Source organism: Actinoplanes sp. NPDC051537 (assembly GCF_055586105.1).
This window is the reverse complement of sequence record NZ_JBVJIU010000002.1, coordinates 228044-253404: the sequence shown is the minus strand read 5'-3', so window position 1 is coordinate 253404 and position 25361 is coordinate 228044. Positions and strand designations below refer to the sequence as shown.

The following is a 25361-nucleotide window of genomic DNA, read 5'->3' as shown; positions in this document are numbered from 1 at the left end:
CCGGGGATCTTGCCCGGACTTTATCCGGTGGGCTCGTGCTTGCGGATCGCCCGGTCGATGCGGCGGTCCGGGACGATCCACACGATGGCCACGACGACATAGCACGTCATCGCGATGCCCACCCCCACGCGACCGCCGATCAGCAGCGCGCTCAGCACACCGACCAGGTTGATCAGCGCCGACGCCTTGCCCTTGAGATCGTTGCCGATCGCCTCCCGCAACGGCGAATCGGCGCCCTGCCCGCGGATGATCACGGTCTGGAGCACGACGTACGCGAGGCCGGCCGCGAGCAGGTTCACCCCGTACACCACGACCGGCGTCCGGGCGAACCGCGAGTCGTCCACCCAGGCCGTCGTGAACGGGAACAGCGACAGGCAGAAGAGCAGGGCGAGGTTGGCCCAGAGCACCCCGCCCCGGATGCTGCGCACGAGGTGGAACATGTGGTGGTGGTTGTTCCAGTAGATGCCCACGTAGATGAAGCTGAGCAGATAGGTGAGCAGCCCGATCCCGCTGGTGTGCACGAGGTCGGCGAGGTCGTCGCCCTCGGGTGGCTTCAGCTCCAGCACCATGATCGTGATGATGATCGCCAGCACCCCGTCGCTGAACGCCTCGAGCCGGCTGGTCCGCACGTGGCCGCCCCCTCTCCCTGAGCTCGTCGTCCAGTAAAGACCGCGCGATCCGCTCGTTTGTGACGGCGGTGGACAGCGTCGACGAGCTGACCCGGGGCGACCCGGGGCGAGCGCCCCGGTAGATCAGGGCAGGTCGTCGAAGCGGGGTGGGCCGGAGACGTACGGTCTGGTGCCCGGCGCCCGCCGGAAGGCCGGGGTCGGCCGCACCTCGACCAGGTTCGCCAGGCGTTGGTGGCGGTCCGCGAAGTACCCGGCGCCGGTGGACGGGTAGAGCTTGGTCATGAACTCCGCGGCCTGGGCCTCGGTGACCCGCCCGTCCTCCAGAGCCCGGTAGAGGATCAGCTCGGAGAAGCCGTTGCCGGTCATCCCGTCGTAGGCGCCCGCGTCGTCGACCCGGTAGCACGACGTGTACTCCCAGGTCACGTTGCCCGAGGACAGGATCCACGGCAGGTGGGCGGCGGCCTTCTCGGAGCTGGCCACGCCGTCCCAGGCCAGCATCGTGTCGATCAGCACCGGACCGACCTGGTACTCGTCCAGCGCCAGCCAGCTCTCGTCGCGGGGCTCGCGGCGGCGCAGGCCCACGTTGGCGTCGTAGAACGCGCGGTTCAGCAGCTCGTCCCAGTCGGGTGCGGACAGGTCGAAGAACCACGTCTTGCGATGTGCGTCGGGGGTACGGCCGTTCGGCCCCGCCAGCCGGTACGCCAGGTCGACCCGGTACTGCTCGGGCACCGTCCACCTCCTGGTCACGCGCTACGAGGAACGATAGCGAGGAACGATAGCGCGATGGGCCATCGGGAAGAGAGATTGTTCTGCCGCCCGCGCGGCGGTGGCATCCGATCCGATCCCGGCGTAGCTTCCGATTAGCCCGCGTGAATGGAAGGACACGGTGACCGCGATCTTCGGTACGGCGGCGGGGTCACTCTCGGATCTCGAGGTGGTCTCGCAGCTCGGGCGCGGGGCCGACACGGTCGTCTATCGGGTGCGGCGGCACGGCGGTGACTACACGCTCAAGGTCCTGACCTCGGCCGATACCCAATCCCTGACCTCCGTACGCCGGGAGGCCGCGCTCCTGGGCTCGGTCGGTCACCCGCTGCTGCCCCGCATCTTCGAGGTCGGCCAGACGTCCACCGGCCCCTACCTGATCCTCGAGTACATCGACGGCTTCCCGCTGTCCAAAACTCTTCGAAACGGGCGGCTCGACGAGCCCACCGCGGTCCGGCTGGCGATCGATCTGGTCGAGCCGCTCGCCGCCGCGCACCGGGCCGGGCTCGTGCACCGGGACGTGAAGCCGGACAACGTGATCGTCGAGCCGGCGGGCGGCGGCCGGTTGATCGACTTCGGACTCGCGGCGCGCGGCGGGGCGCAGGGCGACCGGGTCGCCGGGACGCTGCTCTACAGCGCGCCCGAGCAGACCGGCATGCTCAAGCGGCCGATCGACGGCCGGTCCGATCTGTACGCGCTCGGCGTCCTGCTCTACGAGTGCGTGACCGGCAAGCTTCCGTACTACTCCAAGGACGCGGGCGAGCTGATCCGCCTGCACGCCACCGCGCCGGTGCCGAACGCGCGGACGCTCGCCCCGCAGCTCACCGCCACGATGGCCGCGATCATCGCGACGCTGATGGCCAAGGACCCCGACGACCGCTACCAGAGCGGCGAGAGCCTGCTGAACGACCTGCGCCGGCTGGCCTCCGAGCCGGGCCTGGCGTTCACGGTGGCGTCCGGCGCCCGGTCCGGCGGCGAGCCGGGCGGTCCGCGGCGGCTGGTCGGCCGGGACGAGGAGGTCATCACGCTGGCCCACCGCTGGCTGCGGGCCCGGGACGGCGGCGGCGGCGCCGTCGTGGTCGAGGGGCCGGCCGGCGCGGGCAAGACCCGTTTGGTGCGGGAGCTGACGAACGCGGTCGCCTCCGACGGCGACCTCATCCTGTACGGCAAGTGCGTCCCGGACGACCCGGTGCCGCTGGCGCCCCTGCGCGGCGCCGTCGAGCGGTACCTGCGGACCGTCGAGCGGCTGCCCCCGGCCGAGCGCGACCGCGCCGCCGAGCAGCTGCGGCGGGCCGCCGGTCGCGGCGGCCCGCTGCTGCGGACGCTGTCGCCGCTGCTCGCCGATCTGGTGCACGCACCCGACATCGGCGAGGTCAACCGCCACGAGCAGTTCGTCAGCGCGGTCGCGGCGTTCCTCGTCGGACTGGCCGAGGAGTTCCAGGCCGCGGTGCTGCACATCGACGACGTGCAGTGGCTCGACGAGCCGACCCGGCGGGTGCTCCAGCGGGTGACCGGCCGGCTGCCGGTGACGCCGCTGCTGGTCATCGCGACCAGCCGGGACGACGAGGGCAACGTGGACGCGCTCCGGCGGTTCGGCGCCGACATGGACGCCACCCTGGACACCCGCATCCCGCTCGGCCCGCTCGCGCAGGACGCGGTGGAGCAGCTGGTCACCGAGCATCTGGGGGCCGTGCGCCTGCCCGGCGGCCACGTCGAGGAGCTGGCGGCCCGGGCCGGCGGCAACCCGTTCACGGTCGGCGAGTACGTCCGCGCCGTCCTCGACGCCGGCCTGGTCACGCCCTCGTGGGAGGGCTGGCAGCTCGACCTGGCCGACCTCGACCGCCTCGAGCTGACCGGCGACGCCGTCGACCTGGTGCTCCAGCGCATCGACGGCCTCGGCCCCGAGAGCCGCCGGCTGCTGGCCGCCGGCGCCGCGGGCGGCCGCTGGTTCCCGGCCGAGCTGGCCGCGGCCGTCTGCGAGCTCGATCCGCGCCGGGCCCGGGTGCTGCTGGCCGAGGCCGAGTCGCGGCGGCTGGTGACCGCGGCCGGCACCGACGGGTACCGCTTCCTGCACGACCGCATCCGCGAGGCGCTGCTGTCCGGTCTGGACGAGGCGGCCCTGCGCGAGGTGCACCAGCGCATCGCCGAGGTCCTCGACGCGGCCGCGCCCGGCGACCCCCGCTACATCTACGCGGTCGCCCGGCACTACGCGCTCGGCGAGACGTCCCGCCGGCCGCAGCGGGTCTACTTCTCGGGCTTCGCCGCCGGCCAGCTCGCCCTGGCCGAGCACGCCCCGCGCGAGGCCCGCGACTTCCTCGAGGTCGCCGCCCGGTCGGCGGCGGCCGCCGGGGTCACCCCGCCACCCGACTTCTTCCTGGCGCTGGGCGCCAGCTGCGCCCGCTCCGGCCGGTTCGCCGAGGCGCACGAGCACCTCGACCAGGCGTTGCGCGGCGAGCCCGACCGGCTCGGCCGGGCCGAGATCCTGGCCCAGGAGGCGATGGTCGGCAACAGCGCGTGGAACCCGGACCAGGCGTTCGACGCGGTCCGCCGCGGGCTCGCCGAGCTGGGCGCGCCGCTGCCCCGCACCGGGCTCGGCCTGGCCGTCACCACGATCTGGTCGGTGCTGGTCGGGCTCTTCGTCGGCCGCACCGGCATCGGCTTCGGCTCGGCCCAGGGCCGCGCCCGCGAGCGCTACCGGCTGGAGGCCGTCCTCTGCGACATCGGCACGCTGGCGCTGTCGATGCGGATGCGCCGGGCCATGCGCGCGATCATGAGCCTGCGGGCGCTCTACCCGATCAACCGGCTCGGTCCCGGCCGCGAGTACGCCCAGCACATGGCCGGCCTCGGGGTGATCGCCGACGTGGCCGGCCGGCGGAAGCTCGCGACCCGCCTCTACGACCGGGCGGCCGCGGTCGCCGCCGACATCGGCGACCCGGAGCTGGTCGGCTACGTCGAGTGGAAGCGCGGCGCCGGCGCCTACCTGGGCGGCCACGACGACGAGAGCCAGGTCTGGAGCCGGGCGCTGATCGAGCACGAGCGCTGGCTCGAGCTCGGCGACTACCTCACCGGCGTGTCCACCATGTCCATGCAGTTCTTCAAGCGCGGCTGCACGCTCGAGGCCGAGACCTGGTACCGCCGCGGCCAGGCCCGCCTCGGTCCGGGCGCCGAGGCGGAGGGCGCCGCGATCGGCGCCGTGGGTGCGGTTCTCGCGGCCCAGCGGGGGCGGCCCGAGGAGGCCGAGGCCCGGATCGAGGAGCTGCGCCGGTTCCTGCGGGCCAACCCCGACAATCCCATGCAGCTCATCAACTTGTACGGGGCGCAGATGGTCGCCCTGGTCGAGCAGGGACGCGTGGACGAGCCGTTCGAGCGCCTCGCCGCCGAGTTCGCGGCGCTCGGGCTCAAGCCCCAGTCGATGGTCCCCGAGCAGCGCATCTTCTACGTCTACGAGGCGCTCGGCCGGCTCGCCCGCTGCCGGGGCGCGGCCGAGGTCGGCCGGCACGAGAAGCCCGCCGTGGTGGCGGCCGACCTGGCCAAGGAGCGGGCCGCGGCCGAGGCCGCCGTCGCCCGGCTGGCCAAGATGGCGGACACGAAGCCGCTGCGGGCGTTCCACCTGGTCGCCCGGGCCGACCTCGAGGTGCTGACCGGCCGCCCGGGCGACGCGCTGCGCACCCTCGGCGGCGTCGAGGTGGAGCTGGTCCCGCTCGACGCGCCGCTCATCGCGTACGAGACCGCCCGGGTGAAAGCCCGCGCCCTCACCGCCCTGCAGCAACCCACCGGCGCCGCCCAGCAGGCGCGGCTCGCCCAGATGATCGCCGTCGAGCAGGATTGGCCGCAGCGGTCGCGCTGGATCAGCGACGAGTTCCGGGTGAGCCGGCACGGGTCGACGCAGCCCGGGTCGATCACCTTCACCGACGAGCCGCCGACCTCCCCGACGCCCGGCGACCCCGGCCGCTACCAACGTCGGTTGGAGGCGTTGCAGCAGGTCAGCCTGGCGTCGGCGACGGTGCTCGATCCGACCGCGCTGGCCCGGGTGGCCCTCGACGAGACCCTGCGGATCCTGGGCGCCGAGCGCGCGTTCCTCTTCCTGCTCGATCGCGGCCGCAACGAGCTCGTCCCGCACGTCGGGCGGGACGCGCAGGGCAACGACATCCGCGAGCTCACCGGCTACAGCACCACGCTGGTCGACCGGGTGCGGCACTCCGGCGAGCCGCTGGTGGTGACCGGCAGCGAGGAGGGCGTGGCGCTCGGCTCGCACAGCGTGCAGGTCCACGGCCTGCGCAGCATCATGATCGCCCCGCTGCGCTTCAACGGTCAGCTGCGCGGCGTGGTCTATCTGGACAGCCGGATCGCCAAGGGCGTGTTCACCGGCGCCGACGTCGACATCCTCAAGGCGATCACCAACCACATCGCGGTGTCGATGGAGACCGCCCGCGCCGCCCAGCTCGAGGTCGACGTGCAGGCCGCGCAGCGCCAGCGCAACGTGGCCGAGACCCTGCGCGCGGCGATGGCCGACCAGAGCTCGTCGCTCGATCCCGACGAGGTGATGCGGCGGCTGCTGGCCAGCCTGACCCGCACGCTGGGCGGCGACACGGCCGTGCTGCTGAGCCGGGTCGGCCACGAGGGGCTGGTGGTCGCGGCGGCGCACGGTTCGGCCGCGACGGTGGGCACGCTGCTCTCCTCGGCGCCGCCCGACCTGCTCGATCTCTCCGGGCCGCGGGCGCGCACGGTGTTCCCGGGGGACCGCACCCCGTTCGGCGGCGTGCTCGGCACCCCGCGCTGCTGGTGGGCCCATCAGGTGGCGCAGCGCGGCGAGCAGTTCGGCTTCCTGCTGGTGGGCGCCACCGACGAGGGCGTGATGACCGAGGCACAGATCCAGATCGCCGCCGCCATCGCCGGGCAGGGCATGACCGCGTACGAAAATGCCCTGCTCTTCAGCCAGGTGCGGCGGATGGCCACGGTGGACGGGCTCACCGGCCTCTTCAACCGCAACCACTTCTTCGGCGAGGCCGGCCGGCGGGTGACGGCCGCGCGGGGGCAGGGCCGGCCGATTGCGGCGATCATGGTGGACATCGATCACTTCAAACGCATCAACGACACGTACGGCCATCCGGTCGGCGACGAGGTGATCAGGATGGTGGCCCGGCGGTTGCGGGACACGCTCGGCGAGGGCGACGTGCTGGGCCGCTACGGCGGTGAGGAGTTCGCGGTCGTCACCGCGCAGAGCTCGATGCCGGCGGCCGACCTGGCCGGGCGGCTGCACCGGGCGGTGTCGGGCCAGCCGGTGCCGACCGACGCCGGCCAGTTGCCGGTGACGATCAGCGTGGGCGTGGCCGCCCCCGACAGCGACCAGGATCTGCAGCAGTTGCTGGCCCGCGCCGACGCGGCGCTCTACCAGGCCAAGCAGAGCGGCCGCGACCGCGTCTGCGTCGGCTGACAAGCCTCAGCCCAGACTGCCGCAGCCCTTCTCGATCCACGGCGTGCCGTCGAGGCCGATCGGCGAGATCGTGCGGAGTTGCTCGTCCGCCGTCTCCACGCTGAGGGAAGCCACCAGAGACGCGGGTTGGTCTGTCGCGCAGTTCCACTCGACCACCACGTCGACCGGGGTCGCGGTGCCCGGCTCGATCTGGCGTTCCTTCTCCGGACTGCGGACGGTGACGCCCGGCTGGTCGACGCGGACGGCCCGGACGTTGATCGGCGCCCGTCCGGCATTGACGACCGTCACCTGGGTTTCGATGCGCACCCGCCGCTGCTCGCTCCGCACCGACGTCACCCCGGAGTCGGCGAAGAGCAGCACCGAGGCCGTCCGTTCGGCCCGGGCCGCCGAGGTTGCCAACGGCCGATACCGCCCGAAGTACATCGCGGCGCCGCCCAGGACCACGCCGGCCAGCAGCGACGCCACCACGACCAGGACCAGCCGGCGCCATCCCCCTCGCGAGGTCCCCTCCGGAGGTGTCCGGTACCGAGGCGGCTGGTCCAGATCGATCATCGTCTACCTCCCCGTGGCCGTCGGGCGCAGCGTACCCATCGACGGCCACCCGGCCCGCCTACGATGCGGCGGTGGGCTCCTCGCTGACTGTTCGCCCGGCCCGGGTCGAGGACGTCGCCCAGATGGCCTGGCGCGCGGTGAGCGCGGCAGCGGCGCTAGTCGGCCCTTGTCGCCAGCCGGTTGAGGGCCAGGGCGCCGACCAGCAGGCCGAAGTCGCGCAGGGCCACGTCGTAGTAGTCGCCGAGGATCAGCAGGTTGAGGATGATGCCGGCGAGCCAGAGCGCGACCACGAGGGCGCCGATCCGCGGCCGCAGCGCGACCAGCACGCCGGCCGCGATCTCGATCACCCCGACGACATACATGAACTGCTGCGCGGTGCCGGGAACGATGTTGTCGACCCACGGCGCGAGGTAGCCCGGCCAGTCGGTCATCAGGTTCACGAACTTGTCCAGCCCGAACAGGATCGGCGCCGCCGTGAAAACGGTGCGGAGCAGCAGGAACGCCTGCTGCGTCGGCTGGGTGGTGCGGATCGCGGTGGTCATCTCACTCCTTCTAAAAGCCCGTTTCCCGTACGTTAGAAAGCTCGCGTTCTAAAGTCAAGACACCGGTGCTTTACACTCGGATCATGGCTGCTCGCTCGCTGCCCGACCGTCTCGCCGCCCTGGCCGCCCTCGACGACCCCGTGCGCAAGGCGGTCTATGACCTGGTGTCGCACGCTTCGGAGCCGGTGGGCCGGGATGCCGCCGCGGAGGCCCTCGGGGTGACCCGCCGGATCGCCGCCATGCACCTGGACCGGCTGGCCGAGGAGGGGCTGCTCGAGTTCGAGTTCCGCCGGCCGCCCGGTCGCGGCGGCCCCGGCGCGGGCCGTCCCGCGAAGCTGTACTTCCGCGCCGGCGACGAGGTCGCGGTGTCGGTGCCCGAGCGCCACTACGACGTGATCGGCTCGCTTCTCGCCGAGGCGGTGTCGGAGTCGATCGCGACCGGCGCCGCGGTTCAGGACGTGCTCGGCGCGACCGCCTACGAAGCGGGCCGCGCGTGCGCCGCCGACGCCGGCGATCTGGGTTCCGCCCTGGCCGGCGCGGGCTACGAACCGTCCTTCTCCGAATCCGGACCGGTCACGCTGCGGAACTGCCCGTTCCACCGGCTGGCCCGGCAGTACACGTCGCTGGTCTGCGGGGTGAACCTCGAGCTGCTGCGCGGGGTGGTGGAGGGCTCGCCGTTCCGGGCCGTGCTCGACCCGCACCCCGGCCAGTGCTGCGTGCGGTTGCTCCCGGCCTAGCATGCCCTCATGCCCGTTTCGGTGGAGGAACGCTTCGAGCAACTGATCGACGAGCTGGTCGCGACCGAGGGCGTCACGCCGCCTTCGCCGGGCCGCGGCTTCGGTTCGTCGGCCCTGAAGTACCGAGGCAAGATCTTCGCGATGCTGGTCCGCGGCCACCTGGTGGTCAAGCTCCCGCGGGCCCGGGTGACCGAGCTGGTGACTTCGGGGGCGGGGGTCCACTTCGACGCCAACAAAGGCACGCCGATGAAAGAGTGGTTCGTGCTCGACGAGCCATCGGAGATCTCCTGGTCGGAGCTGTCCCGGGAGGCTCTTGGTCACGCGGGGGGCGCGCGGTGAGTTCGGATCTTTCGGTCACCGTCACGGACGGGGTGGCGCTGGTCGAGATGCGCCGGCCGCCGGCCAACCATGTGGACGAGACGCTGCTCGGCGCCCTCGTCGACGCGGCTCTCTCGCTCGACGACGACCCCGCCTGCCGGGTGATCGTGCTGGCGTCGGAGGGCAAGCACTTCTGCGCCGGGGCGGATCTCGGCGACGGCGAGTTCGTGCGCGACCGGGCGGCGGCGGCCCAGGGGCTCTATCGGCATGCGGTGCGGCTTTTCGGCGTACGGACGCCGATCGTCGCCGCCGTGCAGGGCAGCGCCGTGGGTGGTGGTCTCGGCCTCGCGTGCGCCGCCGACTTCCGGGTCGCGGAGGCGTCGACCCGGTTCGTCGCGAACTTCGCGCGGCTCGGCTTCCACCAGGGCTTCGGCCTCAGCGTCACGCTGCCCGAGCTGGTGGGCCGGCAGGCGGCGGCCGACATGCTGCTGACCGCCCGGCGCGTGGACGGTTCGGAGGCCGTCCGGATCGGGCTCGCCGACCGCCTCGCCGAGCCCGGTCAGGTCCGTTCCGCCGCCCGCGCCCTGGCGCTGCAGATAGCCGCCTCGGCGCCGCTGGCGGTGCGCGCGATCCGCCGGACCCTGCGCGGCGACCTGGCCGACCGGGTCCGCGCGGCCCTCGACCACGAGCTCACCGAGCAGCGCGCGTTGTGGGCGACGAAGGACAGCGCCGAGGGCATCGAGGCGAGCCTCCAGCGCCGTCCCCCCGTCTTCCGCGGCGAGTAGCCGCGCCCCCGTCTAGCGGCGGTGTTTGCGGCCACCGGCGGTCGCGGCCGGGCTGCCCGCGACGGCCGGCGTCATCGTCGCGATGAAGGCGCCGACGTTGTTGCCGTTGCCGGCGTTGCCCAGCGTGTTGAACGCGTTCTGCGACAGCTTCACGCAGACCGAGTTCGCGTCGACACCGTTGTTGGCGGCCGCCTTCACCGCCACCCGCGGCACCGACGCCGCCGGGTCGGTCTTCGCGCCGCTCTTCCTGGTTGCGGCCGCGCCCTGGTTGGCCGCGCCCTGGTTGGCCGCGCCCTGGTTGGCCGCGCCCTGGTTGGCCGCGCCCTGGTCGCCCGCCGCGCTCTGGCCGGCCGCCGCGCTCGGCCGGCGATGCCGGTTGCGATGCTTTCCGCCGCGACCCGAGCCACCCGAGGCCGAGGCCGAGCCCGACGCCGTCGGCGATGCGCTCGCCGTCGCGCCGCCCGAAGCCGACCCGCTGGCCGGCGGGTCGGAGACGGCCGGCGGGTCAGTGGCGGGCGGCGGGTCGGAGGCGGGCGGCGTGGTGGCCGCCGTCTTCGTGATCGGCCCACTCACCGTCACATCGACCGCGCGACCCGCGCTGGTCAGATGCAGTGCCGTCCCGACCGCGAAAACATCCGACAACGCCGAGCCGGCATCGGCCGCCGCGCCCGCGTCGGCGACCACGATGCAGGTCACCGACGACCCGTTCCCGCCCTGGGTGGCCGCCAGGCTGATGCCGGTGCCGGCCGCGAGCACGCCCACCGTCGCCGTGATGAGCACGGCCTTGCCGGACAGCCGCCGCCCCGCGCGCGGGGCGCCGCCCCGGCGATACTTCCTCTTCATGGCGCCAGACCCCTCCCTCGGGGATTCCCTTTGCGCCACGAATTACGGACCGGCATCACGGGTCAGTTCAAACGATTCCTCTGAATTGACAAAGACCAAAACGACCTCGCCTTTGTTTAGACGATTATCTCAGCCCGTGTGATGCGACTCGGCCAGCCGGTACACCGGGGTCGGCAATCCCTCGTACCGCGCCTTGAGCTGCAATGCCAGATACAGCGAATAGTGCCGGGACTGATGCAGATTGCCGCCGTGGAACCACAGGTTCTCCTGCTGGGTGGGCTTCCACATGTTGCGCTGCTCGCCCTCCCACGGCCCGGGGTCCTTGGCCGTGTCCGAGCCGAGCCCCCACACCTTGCCGACCTTGTCGGCGGTCTCCTGGTCGACGATGTCGGCGACCCAGCCGTTCATCGAGCCGTAGCCGGTGGCGTAGACGACCAGGTCGGCCGGCAGCGCGGTGCCGTCGTCGAGCACCACGGCGTCCTCGGTGAGGCGCGCGACCTGACCCTGCGCCAGCTTGACCCGCCCGTCGGCGACCAGGTCGGCCGCGCCCACGTCGATGTAGTAGCCGGAGCCGCGTCGCAGGTACTTCATGAACAGGCCGGAGCCGTCCGCGCCCCAGTCGTGCCGGAAGCCCGCCTTCTCCAGGCGTGCGTAGAAGTCCGCGTCCCGGGACGCCATCTCCTGATAAAGCGGGATCTGAAATTCATGCATGATCCGGTACGGGATGGACGCGAATATCATGTCGGCCCGGTCGGTGGTGACACCGGCGGCCACGGCCCGTTCCGAATAGAGGTCGCCGAGCCCGATGTCCATCAGCGTCGCCGACTTCACGATGTGCGTGGACGACCGCTGCACCATGGTCACGTCGGCGTCGTTCTCCCAGAGCGACCCGCAGATGTCGAAGGCCGAGTTGTTCGACCCGATCACGACGACGCGCTTTCCCCGATAGGCCTCCGGCCCCGGGTGCTCGCTGGAGTGCTGCTGCTCGCCGCGGAAGACGTCCTGCCCGGGAAGCACCGGCTTGTTCGGCTTGCCCGACATGCCGGTCGCGAAGACCACGTGCGCCGGCGTCAGCTCCACCGTGTCGCCGTCACGCTCGACGGTCACCCGCCATTTACCGATCGAAGAATCGAACGAGGCCGACCGTACGGTCGAAGAGGTCCAGTACGGCACCTCCATCACCCGGGTGTACATCTCCAGCCAGTCACCGATCTTGTCCTTCGGGGAGAAGACCGGCCAGTTCGCCGGGAACGGCAGGTACGGCAAATGGTCGTACCAGACCGGGTCGTGCAGGCAGAGGCTCTTGTACCGCTCACGCCACTGATCGCCCGGCCGCTCGTGCTTGTCGATCACCAGGGCCGGCACTCCCAGCTGGCGCAGGCGGGCGCCGAGCGCGATCCCGCCCTGACCACCACCGATCACCACGACGTACGGCTGTTCCTCGCCCCCGAGCGTCGCTGCCTCGGCCGACCGGCGCTCCTTCCACGAGGGACGCCCCTTGCTCAGCTCGTGCTCGACACCCTGCGGCCGCCGCTCGCCCTGGCTCTCCTCGAAGCCCTTGAGCTCACGCAGCGTCGTCAGCAGCGTCCACGCGCCCTCGGGCTTGAGCCGCAGGTGGCCGGTGCCGCGCCCGGTCGCGGTCTCGAACCGGATCCAGGCGTCGATCACGCCGGCGGCCTCGGCCGGCTCGTCGATCAGCTCGAACTTGCCGGGATCGGCCTCGTCCAGCGTGGCGGTGAGCAGGTCGGCCACGCCGTCGCGGCCCTCGACGGTGGTGATGTTCCAGGTGAACGCGACCAGGTCGCGCCAGAAGCAGTCCGGGGCGAACCGGGCGGCCGCGGCCCGGACGTCGCGGTCCCGCAGCGCGGACTCGAACGACGCCAGCCAGTCTTCGACGCGCTGCCGGGGGGAAGTAGTCATGGCATCCAGCAAACCGGCACATCGACGCTGCGCAACAGGGTTGCAACACATTGCACATCGGCGCCTATGCTCAGGCGTGGGCGACGGCGCGGGCGACGGCGCGGCAAACGGCGCGGCAAACGGCGCGGCCAACGGCGGCGGCTTCAGCGCCGTGCGGCCGGGCACCGACCTGTCGCGGTACGCCCGGGACCTGCTCCGGGTGCACGACGCCGTGCTGGCCGGCGACCGTCCGCCGCACCGCCCCCGCGCGCTGGTCGAGCGCTCGTGGACGCGGGTGCTCGGGCTCGGCCTCGATCCGGCGCGCGCCAACGCCCGCGACCCCGTCCCGCCCGGCGAGGTCGAACGCCTGCGCCGCGCCTCCGGCCTCGCCCCGGTCGCCGCCGACCTGCTGCGGATCGCCCAGGACTCGGCGTTCCTGCTGGTCGTCACCGACGCCGAGGGCCGCATCCTGTGGCGGGCCGGCCCGGCCGCCCTGCGCCGCCGGGCCGACGTGCTCGGCTTCGGCGAGGGCGCCCTCTGGACCGAGGCCGCCGTCGGCACCAACGCGATCGGCACCGCCCTGGTCGAGGCCGCGCCCGTGCAGCTCTTCTCGGCCGAGCACTTCGAGCAGGCCCAGCACGCCTGGTACTGCTCGGCCCACCCGGTGCACGACCCGCGCACCGGCGACCTGCTCGGCATCGTCGACGTCAGCGGCCCCGCGCTCACCCTGCACCCGGCGATCGGCGCCCTGGTCGAGACCGGCGTCCGTCTCGCCGAGGCGCAGCTCTGGCGCCACCACGCCGACCGCCTCGACCGCCTGCGCCGCTCGGCCGCCCACGTGACCGGCACCGTCCGCGGCCCGCTCCTGATCGTCGACGACCACGGCTGGGTGGCCCACGCGACCGGCGTGGCCGTCCGCGACCGCATCGGCGCACCTCGCGAGGGCGCCCCGCTCGGCGTGCCCGGCCTGGGCCTGTGCCGGGCCGAGCGCCTGCCCGAGGGCTGGCTCGTCCGACCGGCCGGCCCGCACGCCGCGATCACCGCGACGCTGGAGCTGACCGCCACCCCGATTCTGGAGGTACGCGGCGACGGCGACCCGTGGCGCACCCCGCTGACCCGCCGCCACGCCGACATCCTGGCCCTGCTGCACGGTTGCGGCCCCGCGGGCCTGACCGCCGGCCAGATCAGCCGGTTCCTGTACGGCGACGCCGCCCACGTGGTGACCGTCCGAGCCGAGATCAGCCGCCTGCGCCGCACGATCGGCGCGCTGGTCGCCACGAACCCGTACCGCCTGGCCGCCGGCGTGACCCTGGACCTCGTGACCGGCGCGCCCTGACCCGAACGCAACGTGCGCGTCTCGAAGTGGGCCGGACGCTGCCCCGAAGGGCTGCTCGCCATCCTCGCGGCAAGTATGAAGATCGCCGGAATCGTCGGTTCTCGCGGCCGCGAGCGGACGGGGCGGCCGGCCGCACCTCTGTCCACTTAGGCTGACGCGGGGCTGATCCGAAGAACTTGGGGGATTCGATGAAACGTCTGATCAGTGCCGTGACCGTGGCGGTCGCCGTGGTCGCCGCCGCCTTGGCCGTCGCGTCGCCGGCCGGCGCGGCCGAAATCAAGTACGAGCTGCGGCCGCTCAACAGCGGCAAGTGCCTGGACATCGTGAACGCCTCGCGGGCCAACGGGGCCCGGATCCAGCAGTGGACGTGCAGCGGCGCCTCGCAGCAGAAGTGGTACCTGCGCGGCGTCGGCGGCGAGTACTACAACATCGTCTCGGCGCACGACGCCGCCTGCCTCGACCTGCGTGACAACCTCAACGCCAACGGGGCCGTGGTGCAGCAGTGGACCTGCTCCGGCGCCTACAACCAGGTCTGGCAGATCACCTGGGACGGCAGCATGGGCGCCTACCGCATCAAGCCGGACGTGGGCGACAAGTGCCTGGACGTGACCGGGGCGTCCACGGCCAGCGGCGCGTACATGCAGATCTGGGACTGCGCCTACCCGGGCGTCCGCAACCAGCGCTTCCGCCTGGTCGCCTGACCTGCGCGGTAGTCGTCGAGGTGGGGCCGGCCGGTTGTCCCGGGCGGCCCCATCGGCGGAGGGATTCCCCCGGGTAAGCGCGGCGACCTGCTGCCTAGACTGGCCGGATGGGTCAGCGGATCGCGATGACCACCTCGCCCGGCGGGGTGCCGATCGCGTACGCGGTCGCCGGCACCGGGCCGCCGCTGGTCTACGTCTCCGGGTGGCTCGGGCACCTCGAGCTCAGCTGGGCCCTCCCCGCCGAGCGGGCCTTCTACGAGGCGCTCGCCGACGGGCGGACCCTGATCCGGTACGACAAGCCGGGCTGCGGGCTGTCCGGGCCGTTCACCGGGCCGTACACGATGGAGCGCGAGCTCGACGCGCTGACCGCGGTCGTGACGGCGGCCGGGGTCGAGAAGTTCGACCTGGTCGGGGTGTCGATGGGGGCGGCGGTCACGGCGGCCTGGGCGGCCACGCGGGCGGCGACCGTGTCGCGGCTGGTGCTCTACGGCGGCTGGGCGCGCGGCGCCGACGTCGCCGCGCCGGAGATCCGGCGGCACGTGCTGGGGCTGGTCGGCGAGCACTGGGGACTCGCCTCCGACCTGCTCGGGGACGTCTTCGCGCCGGACGCCGACCAGGCCACCCGGGCGGCGTTCCGGCGGTATCAGCGGGAGTCGGCCAGTGCGGAAATGGCGCAGGCGATGCTGGCCGCGGCGTACGACATCGATGTTGTTGATCTTCTGTCCCGGATCGAGGCGCCGACGCTGGTGGTGCACCGGGAACGCGATCGCGCGGCGCCGATCGAGCAGGGGCGGCGGCTGGCGGACGGGATCCCGGGCGCGCGGTTCGAGGTGGTGCCGGGCCGTTCGCACCTGCCCTACATCGGCGACGCGCGGCCGCTGACCGGCGCGATCCGCAAGTTCCTGGGCCTGCCGGGACGGCATCGCGGCGCCGCGCCGACGCTGACCGCCCGGCAGCGCGAGGTGGCCGCGCTGATCGCCGAGGGGTGCACGAACCGGGAGATCGGCGAGCGCCTCGGCATCGCGGAACGGTCGGCCGAGGCCCACGTCGAGCGGATCCGCTACCGGATGGACTTCCGGTCGCGCTCGCAGATCGCCGCCTGGTACGTGGCGACCAGCTGAGGTATTTTCCGGCCTGTTTCGGCCGGCCCCGGCGACCATGATGAAGGGCATGCTGATTCTGGGGTACGCCGTGGTCGCTTACGCCTCGTTCCTGGCCAGCGTGGTCTGGGCATTCGTGTTCCTCAAGGGCGGCATGGACGGCCCGGCCACCACATCGGCCTCGACGGCGCTCGCGATCGACGGCGCGCTGCTGCTCGCCTTCGCCGTCCAGCACTCGGTGATGGCCCGCGCCGGCTTCAAGCGCCGCCTCGCCCGTGTCCTCCCGCCGGCGGCCGAGCGCAGCACCTACGTCCTGAGCGCGTCGCTGCTGATGCTCGCCATCTTCGGCTCCTGGCAGCCGGTGCCCGCGACCCTGTGGCACGTCGGGCTGCCCTGGTCGGCGCCCATCTGGGTGCTCTATGCGGCGGGCTGGGCGCTGGTCGTCTGGTCCACCTTCGCCGTCGATCACGCCGACTTCCTGGGACTCAAGCAGGCGTACGCCCATCTGCGCCACCGGGTCCACCAGGAACCGGCCTTCACCGAACGCCGCCTGTACGCGCTCTGCCGCCACCCGATGATGCTCGGCCTGCTGATCACGTTCTGGGCCACCCCGCACCTGACCGCCGGCCGCCTGTTCTTCGCGGTGGCGTCCTCGGCGTACATCGGCCTCGGTGTCCGTTTCGAGGAGCGTGACCTGCGCGCCCGCCTGGGCCCCGACTACGCGGAGTACGCCCGCCGCGTCCCGATGCTGTTCCCGGTGCCGCGCCGGCTCGCCGGAGCCCCGGGACGGCACGCCGAGCCGGCGTCGCGCACGCCATAATCGCGGGTGGACTGCCGCTACGACGATGGAGCCGGCCCGTGACAGGCGCTGATCTGCCGATCATGTCCTTCGAGTCGATGTCCGCCTGGCGGGCGTGGCTCGAAACGGAACACGGTTCCGCCGCCGGGGTGTGGCTGAAGATCCCGAAGAAGGACGCCGGGCTGGCCGGCGTCAGCTACGGCGACGCGTTGTCCGTGGCCCTGTGCTTCGGCTGGATCGACGGCCAGAAGAGGCCGTTCGACGACGCCTGGTGGTTGCAGCGGTTCACCCCGCGCAAGTCCGGCAGCCGGTGGTCGAAGGTCAATCGGCAGAAGGCGCAGGAGCTGATCGACGGCGGCCTGATGCACCCGGCCGGCCGGCGCGAGGTGGACGCCGCGCAGGCGGACGGCCGCTGGGCGGCCGCCTACGACGGCGCGCGGACGGCGACGGTGCCGGACGACCTGGCGGCCGCGCTCGCCGCGAACGAGGCCGCGGCGGCCTTCTTCGCCACCTTGGACGGGCGCAACCGATACGCGATCCTCTATCGCGTGCAGGAGGCGAAGAGGCCGGAGACCCGAGCCCGGCGCATCGACACGTTCGTCACCATGCTCGCGAACGGCGAGAAAATCCATCCGTGACCGATGAACTGCCCGTTTTCGGGCTCGGGCATTCGCGCATCGACCGAGATGCCTATCTCCGACTACCTTCCGATGGCCAAGCGGCTGAAGAAGCACCTCTCGAGTCTGGAACTGACGACGCCGAAGGGGTGAGGGCGACCACGCCGGTGGCGGGGATCGGGGCCGTCTCGAGGCTGTGCCACAGGTAGAGGCAGGCTCGGGAGCGGTAGGGGCGCCATGGCTCGGCTCGGCGGGTCACCTCGGCCGCGTCCGGCATGGCGGCCAGACCGTACTGGGTCTGGATCGCCTTGCGGATGCCCAGGTCGCCGGCGAGCAGGACGTCGGGGCGGCGCAGCGTGAACAGCAGGAAGATGCCCGCGGTCCAGTCGCCGATGCCGGCGACGGCGACCAACCGGCGGCGCACCTCGTCGTCGGGGAGGGACGGCAGAGCGGCCAGGTCGAGTGTGCCCGAGGCGATGTGCGACGCCAGCGAGCGCAGTGCCCGGGCTTTCGCGTGGGACAGGCCGGCCGTGACCCGCAGGTGGTCGAGGTCGGTGGCGAGCAGCTCCTCGGCCGACGGCACGCGCCCGTCGAACTGGCCGAGGATGCGGTCGAACATGCGGCGGGCGGCGGCGGTCGAGAACTGCTGGCTGACGATCGCCAGGATCAGCGCGCCGAGCTCGCCGCGGCCGGCCGCGGGCAGCTCGAACTCGGCGACCGGCCCGAGACGGCGGATCAGAGCCGCCATCACCGGGTCGGCGGAGGCCAGATGCGAGTCGGGCGCCGTCACGCCCACGCCGAGCGGTCGAAGCCGGCCGCCGTGTAGATGGCGTCGATCGCGGCCATGGTGGCGATCGAGTCCTCGCCCTCGGTCGGCAGCGGCGTGCCGGCCCGCAGCGCCTCGAGGACGGCGGCGAGCTGGTGGTCGTACGTGGTGCGGCCGGCCACGGTCGAGACCCGCGGCACGCCGTCGACCTCGAGCGTGATGCTGTGCCCGGCCGACGGAAAGACGATGTTGTCGACCAGCAGCGTGCCGCGCTCGCCGGTCAGGGTGAGCGCCGACCGCAGCGGGATGCCCTCGGTCATCTCCGCGTCGACCACCGCCGCCACGCCGCCGGGGAACGTCAGCTCGGCCCGCATCGCGATGTCGGCCCCGGAGGGATTGGTGACGACCTGCGTGCGCCCCACGGCCGGGGCACCGGGGAACAGCGACCGCAGCCAGTGCACGGGATAGCAGCCGAGGTCCATCAGCGCGCCGCCGCCCAGCTCCGGCTCGTGCCGCAAGGTCCCCGGCACGTACGGGTTGGAGCCGTGGAAGACGGCCTCGGCCGACGTGATCCGGCCGAGGACCCCGACCGACGAACGGATCCACGCGCTGAGCGGGTGGTAGTGGTCGTGGAACGCCTCGATCACCCGGCGCCCGGTCTCGGCCGCCGCCGCGACGACCCGCCGGGCCTGGGCCTCGTTCATCGTGAACGGCTTCTCGCAGAGCACGTCCTTGCCGGCCCGCAGCGCCGCGATCGTCCAGTCGGCGTGCATCGACGGCGGCAGCGCGTTGTAGACCAGGTCGACGCCGGGGTCGGCGAGCAGATCCTCGTACGCGTCGTAGGCCCGCTCGATGCCGTGCGCCTCGGCGAAGGGACGAGCGCCGGACCGGGAGGCGACCGCCGCGACCACCACGTCGTCGCGGCGGCGCACCGGCAGCAGGACGGCGGCGCGGGCGATGCCGGCGGCGCCGAGAAGTCCGATTCGCGTCGTCAATTCAGCCACAGCTCCTCCGGGGGTGCCAGCGCGTCCAGCTCGGCCCACAGCGTGCCGGGGATCGGCACGCCGGCGAGCGCGACCGTCTCGGTGACCCGGGACGGCGAGGAGACCCCGACGACGGTCGCGTCGACGAACGGCGCACGCAGCGAGAACTGTAGTGCGGCCGCGGCCAGGGGCACACCCGCGCGGTCGGCGGCGTCCCGCATCGCGATCGCGGCGGCCGCTATCCGGTCGTCGCGCTCGCCGTAGGCGTACCGGCGCTGCTTCTCGGGTCCTTTGACCAGCATGCCGCCGCCGTACGGCGCGGCATTGAGCACCCCGATGCCCCTCGCCTGCGCGTCGTGGAAGAGATCGCGCGCCGAGCGGTCGAGCAGGGTGTAGCGGTTGTGGCTGAGCACCACTTCGAAGACGCCGGTGTCCAGATATTGCCGCAGCAGGCCGACCGGGCCGCCGGCCACTCCGAGGTGCTCGGCGATGCCCTGCCGCTTGAGCTCGACCAGCGTCTCGACCGGTCCGCCCGGCGCGGTCGCGGCTTCGAAGCTGATCCGCTCCGGGTCGTGCAGGTGCAGGAGCTGAATCCGGTCGAGGCCGAGCCGCGAGAGGCTCTCCTCGACCGACGCCCGCACCCGCGCGCCGGAGAAGTCGCCGGTACGCGGATCCGGGTCCACCTTGGTGGCCAGCACGACGCCATCCGGGAGGCCGCCGCGCCCCGCCAACGCGAGACCGATCCGTTGCTCGGCGGCGCCGAGGCCGTACCCGTTGGAGGTGTCGATGAAGTTGATCTCGCGCGACGAAAGCACCGCGTCGACCGTGGCCACCGCTTGCGACGAAGGGACCGCATAGCCGTAGAGGCCGGGCATGCTGGCGAGCGGGCTGGTGCCGATGCAGAGCGGCGACACGCGCAGGCCGGTGCCGCCCAGGGTCCTCATGCGGCGAACACCTTGCGGGCGGCGTGATAGGCGGCGACGATCCGGTCGAGCACCGCGTCCGTCTCGTCGAACTCGGGCGTGCGGGCCGGGCGGCGGGCCATCATCCGGGCGGCGGCGCGGTGGAACGTGAGCCGGGGCGCGAAGCCGGGGACGAACGTGCGGATCTTGGTGTTGTCGAACACGGCGCTGTGCCCGATGTCGCCGACCATCTCGCCCGACCAGAACCAGTCGGGCGCGACCAGCGGAAACATCTCCGAGGCGACGTGGACGAGCCGGGCCTCGACGCCGAGCGCCCCGGCGACGATCGTGTAGATCTGGTCCCAGGTGTAGACGTCGGGCCCGGTGATGGTGAAGGTCTCGCCGATCGCCCGCGGGTTGCCGAGCAGCCCGACCAGCCCCTGGGCGAAGTCCTCGGCGTGGGTCAGCGTCCACAGCGAGGTGCCGTCGCCGTGCACCGGGATCTCCTCGCCGCGGGCGATGCGGTCGACCACGGCCCAGCCCCCGGGCAGCGGCGGGTTGTCGTCGTCGTAGGTGTGCGAGGGCCGGACGATGGTGACCGGCAGGTCGCGCAGCGCCTGCTCGGCCTCCCACTTCGCGGTGGCGTACGGCAGCGGGGGATTGGGCCCGGTCGGCGTCGACTCGGTGATCGGCACCTGCATTACCGGCTTGCGGTAGATCGAGGCCGAGCTGATGTGCACGTACTGCCGGGCGCGCGACCCGAAGAACGCCGCCTTCCGCGTGGCGTCCCCGGCGTCGAACGAGACGAAGTTGACCACGGCGTCGAAGGTCCGGTCCCCGATGGCGGCGGCCAGGGACGCCTCGTCGGCGACATCGGCGACCAGCGCCTCGGTTCCGGCGGGCGGTTGCTTACGACCACGATTGAGTACGGTGACCGCCATCCCGGACTCGACCGACCGGCGCACGCACGAGGCGCTGATGGTTCCGGTGCCGCCGAGATAGAGCACGCTCAGTGGCGCGGAGTCGAAGCGGAGCATTCGTGTTTCCCCTCAGAGCTTTCCGGCGTACCAGTCTTCGAAGCCGTTCTCGGTCAGGCTGATCAGCACGTCCTCGGGCCGGATCGCCAGCGGTTCCAGTCGCTCGACCACGGCCCGGAAGAACCGCTGCTTGGTCGCCACGTCGTACATGTGGACCGCGATGACCCGGATCACCAGGAGGCCGCGGCGGTCGACGCCGTTGTAGCCGGGGTCGAACTTGAGTTCGCCGGCGTCGTGCGGCGTGAAGATCTGGAACCGGTCGTCGGCGGGGATGCCCAGGGCCGCGATCTGCGCGTCGTGGATCGCGTCGCCGATCGCCTCGTGATGCTTGTCGAACGTGTCCCGGGCGAGGTGAACCTGGATGAGGGGCACGATGCCGCCTTCCCTTACTTGATGGCGCCGGCCGAGAGGCCGCGCTCGAACAGGCGCTGGAGGCTGAGATACGCGACGACCTCGGGGATCGCCGTGATCACCGCCGACGCGAGGATCTTGGTCTGGTCGTTGCTGAACTCGCCGACGAAGAACTGCGGCACCAGCGTGATGGTCTGCAGCTCCGGCGACTGGAGGAAGACCAGCGGGAACAGGTAGTCGTTCCACGAGGCCACCAGGGTGAAGATGAGCACGGCGGCGGCGATCGGCCGGGTGAGCGGGATGACCAGGTGGACGAAGCCGCGGTACGAGCCGGCGCCGTCCACCCGGGCCGCCTCGAACAGCTCGTCCGGCAGTCCGTTGATGAAGTTGCGGGTGAGCAGCACGGCGAACGGCACCTGGAGGGCGGCCAGCGGCAGGATCACCGCCCAGTACGTGTCGTACAGCCCCAGCTTCGTGTCGGTCGCGAACAGCGGGGCCAGCAGCACCACCTCGGGCAGCGTGAGGCAGGCCAGCAGCAGCCAGAAGTACACCTCGCGGAACCGGATGTGCAGCTTGGCGAAGCCGAAGCCGGCCATCATCGTGACGACGTAGACGAGCACGATGACGGCGGCCGCCACGACGATGCTGTTGATGAAGAAGCGGCCGAAGCCGGGCACCTGCAGCACGGCCGCGAAGTTGTGCACGCCCTCGCCCGCGAAGGCGCCCTTGACCATCACGATCAACGGGAACAGGTACGGGACGATCAGCACCGTGGCGCCGATCTGGAGCAGTGCCTTTCCCCATCGGGTACGGACCTCGAACATCAGCGGCCCTTCCGCTCACGCCCGGCGAGCTGCAGGGCCAGCGCCATGAGCAGCGCCACCACCAGCAGGATGATCGAGAGCGCCGCGCCGTAGCCGACGTGGCTGAGCGGGATCGTCATCCGGTAGATGTAGGTGCCGAGGAACTCGGTGGCGTAGTTCGGGCCGCCGATCGTCACCAGGTACGGCACGTCGAAGGTCTTGAGCGCCCCGATCGCGCCGAGCATGGCCAGCGCGACCGTGGTGCCGCGCAGCTCCGGCCAGATGATGCTGACCAGCGTGCGCAGGTTGCCGGCGCCGTCCATCCGGGCCGCCTCGAGCACCGGCGGATCGATCTGGGTCATCGCCGCGTAGTAGAGGACGAACGTGACGCCGGTCCACTCCCAGATGGTGATGAACATGATCACCGGCAAAGCCGTGCTCGTCTGCCCGATCCAGGGCTGGGCGAGGCCGCCCAGCCCGACGTGCCGCAGCACCGCGTTGAGCTCGCCGTCCGGCGCGAACATGTGCCGGAAGACCGGCGCCATGATCGCCGGGGCCAGCACCACCGGGACGAAGACGATCACCTTGTAGATCGCGGCCAGCCGCAGCTTCGCGTGCAGGACCACGGCGAACAGCAGGCCGAGGAAGGTCTGGACGACGAAGGTGACGACGAAGAACACCGCCGTGTGCCGGACCGCGGCCCAGAACACCGGGTCGTGCGCGATCCGCGCGTAGTTGTGGCCGCCGACGTGCGTGGCGCCCGGGCTGAGGCCGTCCCAGTCGAGCGTCGAGATGTACCCGGTGTAGCCGATCCCGTAGTAGATCAGCCCGATGCTCAGCACCAGGGCCGGGAGGATCCAGGGCAGGCCCGGCGGCCGTTTGATCCGGCCGCCGCCCCGGACCACCGCCGGCGGCCCGAGGCGGGGCCGGGTCGTGGTGGCGGTCACTTGAAGGTCACTCCCGCCGCCTCCGCGGCCTGCTGCAGCGTCTTCGCCGCGTCCTCGGGAGTGGCCTTGCCGGTCGCCACCGACGTGGCCGCGGCCAGGATGCCGGTCTGCACGTCGGAGCTGAGCAGCGACTCCCGCGGCTCGGTGATCGAGCCGGCCTTGGTGATCAGATCCTGGACCGGGCCCTTCTGGGTCGCCGGGTCGACGAGCTGGATCTTGTCGAAGTCCGGCGTCACGCCCTTCACCGACGGCAGGTCGTTGAGCTGGTCGGCGATCGCCTGCTGGCCCTCGGTCGAGGTGGCCATCCACTTGACGAAGGTCTCGGCCGCCGCCCGGTTCTTGCTCTTGGTCGAGATCGACAGGCCGAAGTCGGCGTCGCCGTACATCTCGCTGGTGTTGCCGGCGCCGGCCACGTCGGGGAAGGCGATGGGCAGGATCGGGAACGGCTTGGCGCCGCTCACCCCGGCCGCCGACAGCGCCGCGGTCATCGCCTTGGTCGTCGCGTACTGGGTGTACCAGGTGCCCATCATGACCATGCCGTACTTGCCGGTCAGGAAGTCGTTGTTGGCGTCCGGGTACTGCTGGTAGCCGACGGCGCCGGGCTGCATGATCCCGCTGTCGAACAGCTGCTTCCAGATCTGGAACGTCTTGACGATGCCGGGGTCGGTCCACTTGGCGTCGCCGGTCGAGGCCTTGGTCCACAGGCCGGGCTGCACCGAGTTGGCGATCGACTGGAGGGTGTCCTGGTCGAAGCCCTCCTGGGCGGCGCCCTGCACGAAGCAGCCGACCTTGGCCTGCTTGAGCACCGAGCAGACGTGCTGCCACTCGGCCAGCGTGGTCGGCGGCTGGAGGTTGTGCTTCTTGAAGATGTCCCCGTTGATCCACAGCATGCCGGCGTAGACCGAGCCCACCGACATCGCCGTGAGCTTGCCGTCCGCGGTCAGGCCGCTGATCCCGATCGGGGCGATCTTGCTCTTCCAGTCCGCCCCGAGCGCCTGCTCGGCCAGCGCCGTCTGGTCCTCGGCGAACGACTTGAACTGCGTGACGTAGGCGCCCGGCTGCATGTCGAAGACGTCCGGGCCCTTGCCCGAGGCGAGCGCGGGGCGCAGCGCGGCGACCCAGTCGGAGATGTTGACCAGCTTGTAGTTGACCTTGATGTTCGGATACTGCTTCGTGAACGCGGCGATGTACGCGTCGGCGGTCGCGGTGTCGGTCGGCGTCCAGCCCCACCAGTTCACGGTGCCGGAGGTCGTGGTCGACGCGTCGTCGGAGGAGCCGGAACCGCCGCCGCAGGCGGTCAGCCCGGCGATGGCGAGGGTGGCGGCGGCGATGACGGACAGGGATTTTGAGCGCATGGAGCCCTCTCCACTCTGCGATGGAGCTGCGATGGAGCCGAAGGAATTGGTGGATGCCCGGGATTGAGCCTGAGGCTAGGACGCGCGAAACATCCTCGTCAAGGTTTCTCTATCAGCGAGAAATGTTTCGTGGCGCGGTCGTGCTTGCCCGGACCACCAGGGTGGTGTCGATGTCGATCCGGCTGAACGCCAGCTCGGGCTCGTCGTTCAGGCGCATCACCAGGTGCACCGCCTGCTCGGCCATCGCGACCAGGGGCACGTGCACGGTGGTCAGCGGCGGGCCGGCCCACTGGGCGATGCGCAGGTCGTCGTAGCCGACCACGGAGAGATCGGCGGGGATGGCCAGGCCCAGCGACCGGGCCGCCTCGTAGACGCCCAGCGCGTACAGGTCGGACGAGGCGAAGATCGCGGTCGGCCGGTCGGGCAGCGTGAGCAGGGCCCGGCCCTGCTCGAGGCCGTCGGCGTGGTGGAAGTGGCCGGGCCGGATCAGCGCCGGGTCGCCGGTCAGGCCGGCCGCGTCGAGCGCGGCGCGGTAGCCGGAGAGGCGGGCGGTCGAGGCCAGCATGTCGGCCGGGCCGGTGATGATGCCGATCCGGGTGTGGCCGAGGTCGATCAGGTGCCGGGTGGCCTGGTAGCCGCCGTTCCAGTCGGCCGAGCCGATGGACGGCACGTCGGGCGCCGGCGTGCCCGCCGGGTCGACCATGACCAGCGGGATGTTGCGCGAGCGCAGCCGCTGCCGGTCGTCGGCCGAGAGCTTGCAGGCGATCAGCACCACGCCGACCGGCTGGCGGCCGAGGACGTCGTCGATCCAGTGCGGGTGCGGCGTGCTGTGCTCGGTGGCGCCGGTCAGCACCATGCCGATGCGCCGCTGCCGGGCCGACTGCTCGATGCTGGCCAGCACCTCGCTGCCGAACGGGCTGTCCACCTCGTAGCAGAGCACGTCGAGCAGGGGCGCGGTCGGCCGCTTGGTGCCGCGCTGCTGGTAGCGGTGGTCCTGGAGGAGGCCCTCGATGCGGGCCCGGGTCTCGTCGGAGACGCCCGACCGGCCGTTGAGCACCTTGGAGACGGTCGACACCGAGACGTCGGCCTGGGTGGCGACCTCCTGCAGGGTCGCGCGGGATCGGTCCTCGGCGGGCATGCGCATCACCCTATCTGTGCTTGTT

The 25361-nt window shown here is 72.0% G+C and carries 24 protein-coding genes; 9 read left to right on the top strand and 15 right to left on the bottom strand.

What is annotated here, in order from left to right; genetic code table 11:
- Positions 1-20: 20 nt before the first annotated feature.
- Positions 21-629, bottom strand: coding sequence for a TMEM175 family protein (locus tag ACZ6TB_RS04925; protein WP_465550696.1), 609 nt, complete (start codon positions 627-629; stop codon positions 21-23).
- Between the two features lie 123 nt (positions 630-752).
- Positions 753-1376, bottom strand: coding sequence for a hypothetical protein (locus tag ACZ6TB_RS04920; RefSeq protein WP_465550694.1), 624 nt, complete (start codon positions 1374-1376; stop codon positions 753-755).
- Positions 1377-1515: 139 nt separating this feature from the next.
- Here ACZ6TB_RS04920 and ACZ6TB_RS04915 point away from each other — a divergent pair, with 139 nt between their 5' ends.
- Entirely contained in the window at positions 1516-6825 is a 5310-nt protein-coding gene (locus tag ACZ6TB_RS04915; protein ID WP_465550692.1) for a diguanylate cyclase, read from the top strand.
- A gap of 6 nt (positions 6826-6831) precedes the next feature.
- On the opposite strand, the gene ACZ6TB_RS04910 is transcribed toward ACZ6TB_RS04915, so the two are convergent.
- Positions 6832-7377 (bottom strand): hypothetical protein, encoded by a 546-nt coding sequence (locus ACZ6TB_RS04910; protein ID WP_465550690.1) that lies wholly within the window; start codon positions 7375-7377, stop codon positions 6832-6834.
- 155 nt (positions 7378-7532) lie between these two features.
- The gene (locus tag ACZ6TB_RS04905; protein ID WP_465550688.1) at positions 7533-7919 is read right to left on the bottom strand and encodes a hypothetical protein; all 387 of its coding nucleotides are present in this window, start codon (positions 7917-7919) and stop codon (positions 7533-7535) included.
- A gap of 83 nt (positions 7920-8002) precedes the next feature.
- On the opposite strand from ACZ6TB_RS04905, the gene ACZ6TB_RS04900 reads away from it, so the two are divergent.
- From ACZ6TB_RS04900 to ACZ6TB_RS04890, 3 genes are read left to right on the top strand one after another with little or no spacing between them, the layout of a single operon-like run.
- A complete protein-coding gene (locus tag ACZ6TB_RS04900; protein WP_465550686.1) occupies positions 8003-8656 on the top strand; it encodes a helix-turn-helix transcriptional regulator in 654 nt (217 codons plus the stop codon).
- Between the two features lie 9 nt (positions 8657-8665).
- A complete protein-coding gene (locus tag ACZ6TB_RS04895; protein WP_465550684.1) occupies positions 8666-8995 on the top strand; it encodes a hypothetical protein in 330 nt (109 codons plus the stop codon).
- Positions 8992-9759: an enoyl-CoA hydratase/isomerase family protein gene (locus ACZ6TB_RS04890; RefSeq protein WP_465550682.1), complete on the top strand. Its 768-nt coding sequence runs from the start codon at positions 8992-8994 to the stop codon at positions 9757-9759. The genes ACZ6TB_RS04895 and ACZ6TB_RS04890 overlap by 4 nt, the downstream gene beginning before the upstream one ends.
- A 12-nt stretch (positions 9760-9771) precedes the next feature.
- Here the strand turns inward: ACZ6TB_RS04890 and ACZ6TB_RS04885 are convergent, their stop codons facing one another.
- Complete coding sequence (locus ACZ6TB_RS04885; protein ID WP_465550680.1) at positions 9772-10602, bottom strand: hypothetical protein; 831 nt, start codon at positions 10600-10602, stop codon at positions 9772-9774.
- Between the two features lie 129 nt (positions 10603-10731).
- Entirely contained in the window at positions 10732-12522 is a 1791-nt protein-coding gene (locus ACZ6TB_RS04880) for an NAD(P)-binding domain-containing protein (protein WP_465550678.1), read from the bottom strand.
- A gap of 76 nt (positions 12523-12598) precedes the next feature.
- On the opposite strand from ACZ6TB_RS04880, the gene ACZ6TB_RS04875 reads away from it, so the two are divergent.
- From ACZ6TB_RS04875 to ACZ6TB_RS04855, 5 genes are all read left to right on the top strand, one after another.
- Positions 12599-13837 (top strand): sigma-54-dependent transcriptional regulator family protein, encoded by a 1239-nt coding sequence (locus tag ACZ6TB_RS04875; RefSeq protein ID WP_465550676.1) that lies wholly within the window; start codon positions 12599-12601, stop codon positions 13835-13837.
- A gap of 188 nt (positions 13838-14025) precedes the next feature.
- Entirely contained in the window at positions 14026-14538 is a 513-nt protein-coding gene (locus tag ACZ6TB_RS04870) for an RICIN domain-containing protein (protein ID WP_465550674.1), read from the top strand.
- Between the two features lie 107 nt (positions 14539-14645).
- On the top strand, positions 14646-15659 hold the full coding sequence (locus ACZ6TB_RS04865; protein ID WP_465550672.1) for an alpha/beta fold hydrolase: 1014 nt from the start codon (positions 14646-14648) through the stop codon (positions 15657-15659).
- Between the two features lie 49 nt (positions 15660-15708).
- Positions 15709-16458 carry a methyltransferase family protein gene (locus tag ACZ6TB_RS04860; protein WP_465550670.1) on the top strand — a complete coding sequence of 250 codons (750 nt, stop codon included), beginning with the start codon at positions 15709-15711 and terminating at the stop codon, positions 16456-16458.
- A 38-nt stretch (positions 16459-16496) separates the two neighbouring features.
- Entirely contained in the window at positions 16497-17075 is a 579-nt protein-coding gene (locus ACZ6TB_RS04855) for a YdeI/OmpD-associated family protein (protein ID WP_465550668.1), read from the top strand.
- Positions 17076-17127: 52 nt separating this feature from the next.
- Here the strand turns inward: ACZ6TB_RS04855 and ACZ6TB_RS04850 are convergent, their stop codons facing one another.
- The 9 genes from ACZ6TB_RS04850 to ACZ6TB_RS04810 form a co-directional block, all read right to left on the bottom strand.
- On the bottom strand, positions 17128-17844 hold the full coding sequence (locus ACZ6TB_RS04850) for a DNA-3-methyladenine glycosylase family protein (protein WP_465550666.1): 717 nt from the start codon (positions 17842-17844) through the stop codon (positions 17128-17130).
- Positions 17841-18815 (bottom strand): Gfo/Idh/MocA family protein, encoded by a 975-nt coding sequence (locus ACZ6TB_RS04845; RefSeq protein ID WP_465550664.1) that lies wholly within the window; start codon positions 18813-18815, stop codon positions 17841-17843. The genes ACZ6TB_RS04850 and ACZ6TB_RS04845 overlap by 4 nt, the downstream gene beginning before the upstream one ends.
- Positions 18812-19747 (bottom strand): aldo/keto reductase, encoded by a 936-nt coding sequence (locus ACZ6TB_RS04840; RefSeq protein WP_465550662.1) that lies wholly within the window; start codon positions 19745-19747, stop codon positions 18812-18814. The genes ACZ6TB_RS04845 and ACZ6TB_RS04840 overlap by 4 nt, the downstream gene beginning before the upstream one ends.
- Positions 19744-20742, bottom strand: coding sequence for an NAD-dependent epimerase/dehydratase family protein (locus tag ACZ6TB_RS04835; RefSeq protein ID WP_465550660.1), 999 nt, complete (start codon positions 20740-20742; stop codon positions 19744-19746). The genes ACZ6TB_RS04840 and ACZ6TB_RS04835 overlap by 4 nt, the downstream gene beginning before the upstream one ends.
- Before the next feature lie 12 nt (positions 20743-20754).
- Positions 20755-21114, bottom strand: a complete 360-nt coding sequence (locus ACZ6TB_RS04830; RefSeq protein WP_465550658.1) for a tautomerase family protein — start codon at positions 21112-21114, stop codon at positions 20755-20757.
- 14 nt (positions 21115-21128) lie between these two features.
- The gene (locus tag ACZ6TB_RS04825) at positions 21129-21917 is read right to left on the bottom strand and encodes a carbohydrate ABC transporter permease (RefSeq protein ID WP_465550656.1); all 789 of its coding nucleotides are present in this window, start codon (positions 21915-21917) and stop codon (positions 21129-21131) included.
- Positions 21917-22843: a carbohydrate ABC transporter permease gene (locus ACZ6TB_RS04820; protein WP_465550654.1), complete on the bottom strand. Its 927-nt coding sequence runs from the start codon at positions 22841-22843 to the stop codon at positions 21917-21919. The genes ACZ6TB_RS04825 and ACZ6TB_RS04820 overlap by 1 nt, the downstream gene beginning before the upstream one ends.
- Positions 22840-24198: an ABC transporter substrate-binding protein gene (locus ACZ6TB_RS04815; RefSeq protein ID WP_465550652.1), complete on the bottom strand. Its 1359-nt coding sequence runs from the start codon at positions 24196-24198 to the stop codon at positions 22840-22842. Before ACZ6TB_RS04815 ends, ACZ6TB_RS04820 begins: the two co-directional genes overlap by 4 nt.
- 112 nt (positions 24199-24310) lie before the next feature.
- The gene (locus tag ACZ6TB_RS04810; protein WP_465550650.1) at positions 24311-25336 is read right to left on the bottom strand and encodes a LacI family DNA-binding transcriptional regulator; all 1026 of its coding nucleotides are present in this window, start codon (positions 25334-25336) and stop codon (positions 24311-24313) included.
- Positions 25337-25361 lie beyond the last annotated feature (25 nt).